The organism is Bradyrhizobium sp. SHOUNA76 (assembly GCF_023006445.1).
Classification (GTDB): domain Bacteria; phylum Pseudomonadota; class Alphaproteobacteria; order Rhizobiales; family Xanthobacteraceae; genus Bradyrhizobium.
In genome coordinates, this window is sequence record NZ_JALBHA010001073.1 from 1 (window position 1) to 644 (window position 644).

General features: G+C 69.6%; 2 pseudogenes. One reads left to right on the plus strand and one right to left on the minus strand.

The features are described from left to right. Window positions 1-265, minus strand: a pseudogene (locus MOV74_RS39795) (DUF2155 domain-containing protein); the annotation flags it as partial. 208 nt (window positions 266-473) lie between these two features. On the opposite strand from MOV74_RS39795, the pseudogene MOV74_RS39800 reads away from it, so the two are divergent. Continuing rightward, window positions 474-644 (plus strand): annotated as a pseudogene (locus MOV74_RS39800) (alpha/beta hydrolase); the annotation flags it as partial.

The window sequence follows — 644 nt, forward strand, 5'->3', positions numbered from 1 at the left end:
GGCGCGACGGCAGCACACGGCCCTGCGGCGGCAGTTCCGGCACCTCTTCGTCGTCGTCGGGGATCTGCTGCGGTTGCGGCTGGCCACGCGGAATGTTGCCGGGCGGCCGCAGCGGCGGCGGATCGGAAAAGATCGTGCCGATCTGCGCCTGAGCCGGTGTCGCAACCGTCAGTGCGGTGGCGGCCAAAAGCGCCGCAAGACCTGTCAGGGTAATGGTTCGAAACATCTCGCGCGGCTTCAACAGCGAATCGGGCTTGTTGGACATTCTACAGGGGTTACCGCCGCTCGCAGGTCCTCCGGTTAACACGGCGAATACGGCGGGGGAAGGGCGGCATCCCCGCCCTTCCCGGCCCGTCTGGTCAGACCGGCTCGCGAATGGGATAGTCGATCACCCCTCCCCAGGGGGTGCGAGGCGGGCAGCGCCTTCCGAAAACGACATCCAACCCTGACCGGCCCCCCCGAGACCGCCCGCCATGCCCGTTGTGCTCGATCCCGATGCCGCCGCCGTCTACAGGGCCTTCCAGGACGCCGGCCGCCCCGCCTACGAGACCCTGACCGCAGCCGAGGCGCGCGCCTATTATGCGCAGGCGCGCTTTGCCACCAACCCCGAGCCGCCGGAGCTCGCCCGCGTCGCCGAGCTTGCG